Origin of the sequence: Burkholderia sp. MSMB1459WGS, assembly GCF_001534535.1 — a bacterium.
Taxonomy (GTDB): Bacteria; Pseudomonadota; Gammaproteobacteria; order Burkholderiales; family Burkholderiaceae; genus Burkholderia.
Map to the genome: position 1 here is coordinate 107,777 of NZ_LPMU01000033.1, position 7,716 is coordinate 115,492.

4 protein-coding genes are annotated in these 7,716 nt (G+C 67.6%); 1 reads left to right on the forward strand and 3 read right to left on the reverse strand.

Translation table 11 applies throughout. From position 1 onward, the window contains the following. Positions 1-213 precede the first annotated feature (213 nt). Together WT97_RS13285 and hemE are read right to left on the reverse strand one after the other, a co-directional pair. Positions 214-2,475, reverse strand: a complete 2,262-nt coding sequence (locus tag WT97_RS13285; protein WP_060353597.1) for a primosomal protein N' — start codon at positions 2,473-2,475, stop codon at positions 214-216. Between the two features lie 451 nt (positions 2,476-2,926). Further along, complete coding sequence (gene hemE / locus WT97_RS13290; RefSeq protein WP_306640416.1) at positions 2,927-4,021, reverse strand: uroporphyrinogen decarboxylase; 1,095 nt, start codon at positions 4,019-4,021, stop codon at positions 2,927-2,929. Between the two features lie 149 nt (positions 4,022-4,170). On the opposite strand from hemE, the gene WT97_RS13295 reads away from it, so the two are divergent. Then, entirely contained in the window at positions 4,171-4,971 is an 801-nt protein-coding gene (locus WT97_RS13295; RefSeq protein ID WP_060353599.1) for a transporter substrate-binding domain-containing protein, read from the forward strand. A gap of 745 nt (positions 4,972-5,716) precedes the next feature. Here the strand turns inward: WT97_RS13295 and WT97_RS13300 are convergent. Then, the gene (locus tag WT97_RS13300) at positions 5,717-7,444 is read right to left on the reverse strand and encodes an AMP-binding protein (protein ID WP_060353600.1); all 1,728 of its coding nucleotides are present in this window, start codon (positions 7,442-7,444) and stop codon (positions 5,717-5,719) included. Positions 7,445-7,716 lie beyond the last annotated feature (272 nt).

The window sequence follows — 7,716 nt, forward strand, 5'->3', positions numbered from 1 at the left end:
GGATCGGTGTTTTCCCTGATCGGGCAAATTCGACGGGCGTGCGCAACCGTCGGCCTGCGCGAGAGCGGCCGAAAACGGGTTGCACTGGGGTGACAGGGTGCGGTGCCGGCCCGGCGTCGAGCCAAGCGACGGGAGACGACGATTCGGGGCCGCCCGGCGGCCCGGGTTACCGGCATTCGGCCGCGGCCCGCGCGACGGCCGCGTGGATGCCGTTCAGATATCGAGCGGATCGACCTCGACGCTCCACCGCAGCACGCCCTTCAGCGCGCGCAGCGTCGGCTGCCACGCGCGCAGCGCATGCTGCAGCGCCGCCCGCGACGCGCTTTCGAGCAGCAACTGCGCGCGGTGGACGTTCGCAACCTTCACGATCGTCATCGGCACCGCGTCGTACACGGTCACGCGATCGGCACCCGGCAGCCCCGGCAACGCGGCCGCGGCCTGCAGCAGGAACGCGAGTGCCGCGTCGAGCGTGCGCCCTTCGGCGCGCAGCAGTGCCTGGTAGACGAACGGCGGCAAGTGCGCGTCCCGACGCTCGCCGAGCGTCGAATTCGCGAAGCCCACGTAGTCCTGCCGCCCGAGCGCGTGGTACAGCGCGTGACGCGGATAGCGCGTCTGCACCAACACCTCGCCCGGCAGCCCGGCGCGCCCCGCGCGACCGCTCACCTGCATCAGCTGCGCGAACAGCCGCTCGCTCGCGCGGAAGTCGTGCGAGAACAGCGCGGTATCGGCATTGAGCACGCCGACGAGCGATACGCGCTGGAAATCGTGCCCCTTCGCGATCATCTGCGTGCCGACCAGGATATCGACCTCGCCCGCGTGCACGTCGGAAAAAAGCGCCTGCGCGCTGCCCTTGCGGCGCGTGCTGTCCGCGTCGATCCGCAGAATCCGCGCGCCCGGCACGGCCTCGGCGAGCGTCTCCTCGATGCGCTGCGTGCCGCGCCCGAGGGGCGCGATGTCGACGTTCCCGCACTCCGGGCACGACCGCGGAATCCGCGCTTCCCAGCCGCAGTGATGGCAGCGCAGCGCGTGCTCGGGCTTGTGCAGCACGACGTACGCGCTGCAGCGCGGGCAGCCGGCCACCCATCCGCATGCGTCGCACGCGAGCTGCGGCGCGTACCCGCGCCGGTTCAGGAACACGAGGCTCTGTTCGCCGCGTTCGAGCCGCGCCTTCAGCGCCGCGACGAGCGGCCCCGACAGGCCCCCCATCGACGCGCGCCCGCGCCGCCGCTCTTCTTCGAGATCGATCAGCCGCACGGTCGGCAGCGTCGCGTCGGCCACCGCGCGGCGCGACAGCGTGAGCCGCGTGTAGCGCCCCTGCTCGGCCTGCCACCAGCTTTCGAGCGACGGCGTGGCCGAGCCGAGCACGACCGTGATGCCGAGCTGTTTCGCGCGCCACACGGCCAGATCGCGCGCCGAATAGCGCAGCCCTTCCTGCTGCTTGTACGCGGGCTCGTGCTCCTCGTCGACGACGATCAGCGCGAGCGTCGGCATCGACGCGAGCACCGCGAGGCGCGTGCCGAGCACGATCCGCGCGCGGCCCGTGTGGGCGGCGAGCCAGTTGCGCGCCCGCTCGCCTTCGGCGAGCCCGCTGTGCAGCGTGACGATCGCGTCGTCGGCGAGCGCGCCCGCGAAGCGTGCGCGAAACGCGGCCTCGAACTGCGGCGTCAGGTTGATTTCGGGCACGAGCACGAGCGCCTGTGCGTCCGGCCGCGCGTCGAGCAGCGACGCGAGCGCATGCAGATAGACCTCGGTCTTGCCGCTGCCCGTCACGCCGTGCAGCAGGAACGGCGCGAAGCCCTGCGCGGCGCGGAGCGCGTCGAGCGCCTCGGCCTGCTGGTCCGTCAACGCCGGCGGCACAGTCCGTCCACCGCTTGTCGACAGGTTATCCACAGGTTTGGCCACAGGCGCATCGGCCCAGCCGATCTCCTCGACGTCCACCCAGCCGCGCACCGCCCAGTCGTCGAGCGTCGCGGCCGCCTTCGGATGCAGCGCGCGCGCGTCGGGCAGTGCCAGCGAGCCGGTATCGACCAACGCCTGCGCGAGCCGGCGCAGCGCGGCGCCGCGCGCGGGCAATGCATCGGGCAGCGCCGCGCGGCCGGCTTCGGTCGGCCGGTAGCGCACTTCCGGCGCGAGCAGCCGGCCCCAGCGCCCCGCGTCGCGCAGCGCCTGCGGCAGCGCCGGCAACGCGACTTCGCCGCGCCCGCGCTGATAGTAGTCGGCCGCGAACGACACGAGCGCGAGCCAGTCCGCCGACAGCGGCGGCAGGTCGGCGCAGACCGCCTCGACCGCGCGCAGCCGCGACGGCGGCACATCGGTGTGAGTGGCGACTTCGCAGACGAGCCCCACGGCCTGCCGCTTGCCGAACGGCACCTGCACGAGCGTGCCGGGCGCGGGCGCCGGCTGCGCGTCGCAGCGGTAGTCGAACAGGGTCGCGAGCGGATGGTCGAGCGCCACGCGCAGGTAGACGCCGCTCATCGACACGCTCCGGCAGCGGCGACACGTTGCGGACGGACGGCTTGCACCCGCGCCAGCATCGCGGTGGCGAACTTAAAGTAAAACTTCAGATTCGGCGCTAAGTTTTGGATTCGCATTAGGAATCGCCGTATACCCTGCCCAGCCTGTGGATAACTTTGTTGAGAACTCGCCGCTCAACGGCCGCAACGCGCGCGGGGCCGTGCTTTCCGCTGTTTTTCACCGTTTGTCGCTGGCCCCCGCGAAGCCTTATTCCATAAGGCTGCTATTCAAATCACCGAACAATAGCGAGACAAATCGACCGATACGGGGCTCTACCGCGGTGCAACGTGGAAAATGTGTATAAGTCAAGTCTTGACAAGCACCGAATCGGCGACGGGAGCGGGGTTGCGTCCTGTTTAGTTTCAACGACGAAACGCCGTCATTGCGCGGCGCAGCATGACGGCGCTTGCATTCAGCCCGCCGCTCCGCTACGGATCGCGCGGCTGTGGGTATGCACTTCGTCGACGAGTTCGGCGACGTGATCGGGCGACGTGAATTGCGAAATACCGTGCCCGAGGTTGAACACGTGGCCCGGATGGTTGCCGTAGCTGTCGAGCACCGCGCGCGCCTGTTCGCGCACCGCGGCCGGCGGTGCAAACAGGATCGTCGGGTCGAGGTTGCCCTGCAGCGCCACGCGCCCCGCGACGCGCTCGCGCGCGGCACCGAGGTTGACCGTCCAGTCGAGCCCGACCGCGTCGACGCCGGTCGCCGCGATCTCCTCGAGCCACAGCCCGCCGCCCTTCGTGAACGTGATCACCGGCACGCGCTCGCCGTCGTGTTCGCGCTCGAGCTGCGACACCACGCGGCGGATGTAATCGAGCGAGAAGCGCTGGTACGCGCCGTCGGCCAGCGCGCCGCCCCACGTATCGAAGATCATCACGGCCTGCGCGCCCGCATCGATCTGCGCGTTCAGGTACGCGGCCACCGCCTGCGCGTTCACGTCGAGGATCCGGTGCATCAGGTCGGGGCGCGAATACGCCATCGACTTCACCGTGCGGAAATCGTCCGAGCCGCCGCCTTCGACCATGTAGCACGCGAGCGTCCACGGGCTGCCCGAGAAACCGATCAGCGGCACGCGCTGACGGCCCTGGCCGTCGGTGAGCGCGCGACGGATCTCGCGCACGGCACCCGTCACGTAGCCGAGCGTCTCCTCGATGTCCGGCACCGCGAGCTTCGCGACGTCGGCCTCGGTGCGCACCGGATGCGCGAACTTCGGCCCTTCGCCGACCTGGAAGTCGAGGCCGAGCCCCATCGCGTCGGGAATCGTCAGGATGTCCGAGAACAGGATCGCGGCGTCGAGCGGGAAGCGCTCGAGCGGCTGCAGCGTCACTTCAGTCGCGTAGTCGGGATGCTTCGCGAGGCCGAGGAAGCTGCCGGCACGCGCACGCGTCGCGTTGTATTCGGGCAGGTAGCGGCCGGCCTGGCGCATCAGCCAGATCGGCGTGTAGTCAGTCGGCTCGCGCAGAAGCGCACGCAGGAAGGTGTCGTTGAGCAGGTTATGGGCCACGGTAGGAGCGACGATGCGAAGGCAAAGCGGCATTTTACCGGACAGCCGCGATCGGACTGCGCATGCCGACGCGATGGCGGCCATATGACGCGCGCGATGGCTCCGCTATGATCGGACGCTGATATCGAACCGAACCAAGGAGGAGACCGATGAAGACATTCGCCACGCTCGCAGCGGCCGCATTGCTGTGCTGCACCGCCGCGCACGCGCAGACCGCGGCCGGCACCGCCACGACTGCACCGGCCGCCGGCACGCGGCTCGACGACGTGCTCGCGCGCGGCGCGCTGCGCGTGTGCACGACGGGCGACTACAAGCCGTATTCGTACTACCGCGCGGACGGCCGCTTCGAGGGCATCGACATCGACATGGCGGAATCGCTCGCGAAATCGCTCGGCGTGAAGACCGACTACGTGAAGACGAGCTGGTCGAACCTCACCAACGACTTCGTCGCGAAGTGCGACATCGCGGCGGGCGGCGTGTCGACGACGCTCGAGCGCCAGAAGCGCGTGTTCTTCACGCAGCCGTACGTGGTCGACGGCAAGACGCCGATCGTGCGCTGCGCGGATGCCGACAAGTACCAGACCGTCGCGCAGATCGACCGGCCCGAGACGCGCGTGATCGTGAATCCGGGCGGCACCAACGAGCGCTTCGCGAAGCAGTTCTTCACGCATGCGAACCTCGCCGTGTATCCGGACAACGTGACGATCTTCAAGCAGATCCTCGCGGGCAAGGCCGACGTGATGGTGACGGATGCATCGGAGACGCTGTTGCAGCAAAAACTGAATCCGGGCCTTTGCTCGGTGCATCCGGACAAGCCGTTCCAGTTCGGCGAGAAGGCGTACATGGTGCCGCGCGGCGACGTCGTGTTCCAGCAGTACGTCGACCAGTGGCTGCATCTTGCGCTGTCCACCGGCGAATATCAGGCGATTTCGGACAAGTGGCTGAAGTAGGCGCGCCCGCGCCACGGCGGCCGGTCACGGGCATCGCCCCCGCGGCCGCCGGGCGCCGACCTCTCGCCAGGAGCGGCGCCGGCGTGCCGCCGTTACATCTTCCCTTCGCGCCGCGGCGCTCGCCGTCGGCGCAGCATTCGCGGGATTGGCCGAACGGCCGACTTTCGCGCATTCCGATCACGTTTCAAAATCTTTCTGACGAATGAATCGTCATGCGCGGTATCGATCGCGCCATGCACTTTCTCGCGTGAAAATCGGCAATTCGTCGCGCCCGATACGCGTGAAAAACGCATCGCGCGCATACCTTGAAAACGCGATGGAAAATATGGGTAAAAATGACCTTTTTCAGGACCCCGAAAACAGCAAAAAATCCCGGAAAGCCTTATCTGGCGGGCGTTACAACCTGAAACACTTTGTTACCGCGACGGGTCATTAATTCGCCCACAATGGCCTCAACGGTTTCAACACGGATGCGGTCTCGTGTGCCAAGTGTGAGCGGACGCGAAGCGCTGCGAGCCAGTCGGTCACGTACCGAAGCCCTTCCGAGGGGCATCCCTGTTGGAGTCGTTTCCGGCCCCCCGCCGGATCCGGTTTCATCTTTGGTCTCCTCGCGCTAACCCCGTAGCGTGTGGTTTTTAGCGGGCTAATAAGCCCGCTTTTTTTCGTCCATCGAAAACGTAGCGACCTGCACAGGACGGCCCGCAGGCCGCCATGTTTTCTCCGCATTTTCCCGTATCGTCTTGCTTCACGCGGTCTTCTGCACGTCGAGCTTCAGCTCCTCGATCATCCGCTCGCGCATCACGAACTTCTGCACCTTGCCCGTCACCGTCATCGGCAGTTCGTCGACGAAGCGGATATAGCGCGGAATCTTGTAGTGCGCGATCTGCCCGTTGCAGAACGCGCGCACGTCGTCCTCGGTCATCTGCTCGCCCGCGCGCAGCACGATCCACGCGCACAGCTCCTCGCCGTACTTCGGATCGGGCACGCCGAACACCTGCGCGCTCTGGATCTTCGGATGCCGGAACAGGAATTCCTCGATCTCGCGCGGATAGACATTCTCGCCGCCGCGAATCACCATGTCCTTCAGGCGGCCGACGATGTTGCAGTAGCCGTCCTCGTCGAGCGTCGCGAGGTCGCCCGTATGCATCCAGCCGTCGACCAGCACCTCGCGCGTCTTCGCATCGTCGTCCCAGTAGCCGAGCATCACCGAATAACCTTTCGTGCACAGCTCGCCCGTCGCGCCGACCGGCACGATGTCGCCGGCCGGATCGACGATCTTCACTTCGAGATGCGGCTGGATGCGGCCGACCGTCGTCGTGCGCTTTTCCAGCGGATCGTCGGTCGAGCTCTGGAACGACACGGGGCTCGTCTCCGTCATCCCGTACGCGATCGTGATTTCGGAAAGATGCATCTGCGACACGACACGCTTCATCGTCTCGATCGGGCACGGCGAGCCGGCCATGATCCCGGTACGCAGCGTCGACAGGTCGAATTTCGCGAACTCCGGATGATCGAGCTCCGCGATGAACATCGTCGGCACGCCGTGCAGTGCGGTGCACCGTTCCTCGGCCACCGCCGCGAGCGTCGCGACCGGGTCGAACGCTTCGCCGGGGAACACCATCGCGGCGCCCTTCGACACGCACGCGAGCACGGCCAGCACCATCCCGAAGCAGTGATAGAGCGGCACCGGGATGCAGAGCGAATCCTGTTCGGTGAAACGCATCGCCATCGAGATCGAGCGCGCGTTGTTGACGACGTTGCGGTGCGTGAGCGTCGCGCCCTTCGGGCTGCCGGTCGTGCCGCTCGTGAACTGGATATTGATCGGATCGTTGGCCGCGAGCGTCGCGCCGATCGCATCGAGCAGCGCCGGATCGACGGCCTGGCGGCCGCGCGCCATCACGTCCGCGAAGCGGAACATGCCGGCGGGCGCCACCTCGCCCATCGACACGATCGTGCGCAGGCTCGGCACGCGCGCCGCGTGCAGGTCGCCCGGTGTCGCGGTCGCGAGCTCCGGCGCGATCGTCTGCAGCATCTCGACGTACGCGGACGTCTTGAAGCGCTCGGCCGAGATCACGGCCTTGCAGCCGACCTTGTTCAGCGCGTATTCGAGTTCCGACAGCCGGTAGGCCGGATTGATGTTGACGAGCACGGCGCCGATCCGCGCGGTCGCGAACTGCGTAAGCAGCCATTCGCTGCGGTTCGGCGACCAGATGCCGACGCAGTCGCCCTTCACGATCCCGAGCGCCGCGAGCCCGGCGGCCAGCACGTCGACTTCGTCCGCGAACTCGCGCCAGGTCCAGCGCACCTGCTGCTCGCGGAACACGACGGCCGGACGGTCGGGAAAGCGCCCCGCCGTGTCGAGCAGGAACCGGCTGATCGTCGCTTCGGATAGCGGCACGTCGGTTGCGCCGCGCACGTAGGACAGTCCGTTTTCGGGCGCGATCAGCGCCCCCTTGCCAAGGTCTGCTGCCATCGATGTCTCCGTCCGTTTTTGTCCGATCGGCCCGCGCGCGCACCGCGCCCGCCGCCGCAACAATCGCGACGGCCGGCCTCACCGCGGATGATGCCGCGCTCCGCTGACGATACTCTGACATCGAATCGCGGCGGACGGGTGAAATAGCACGACCGGACGATACGATCCGGCCCGCAAAAACGGACGAAAACGGCGGATCGGGATAGGGGCGGTCAGAGAGTCTGACCGATCCCCTCCCACACCACCCGGCATGCGGGTCCGCACCGGGCGGT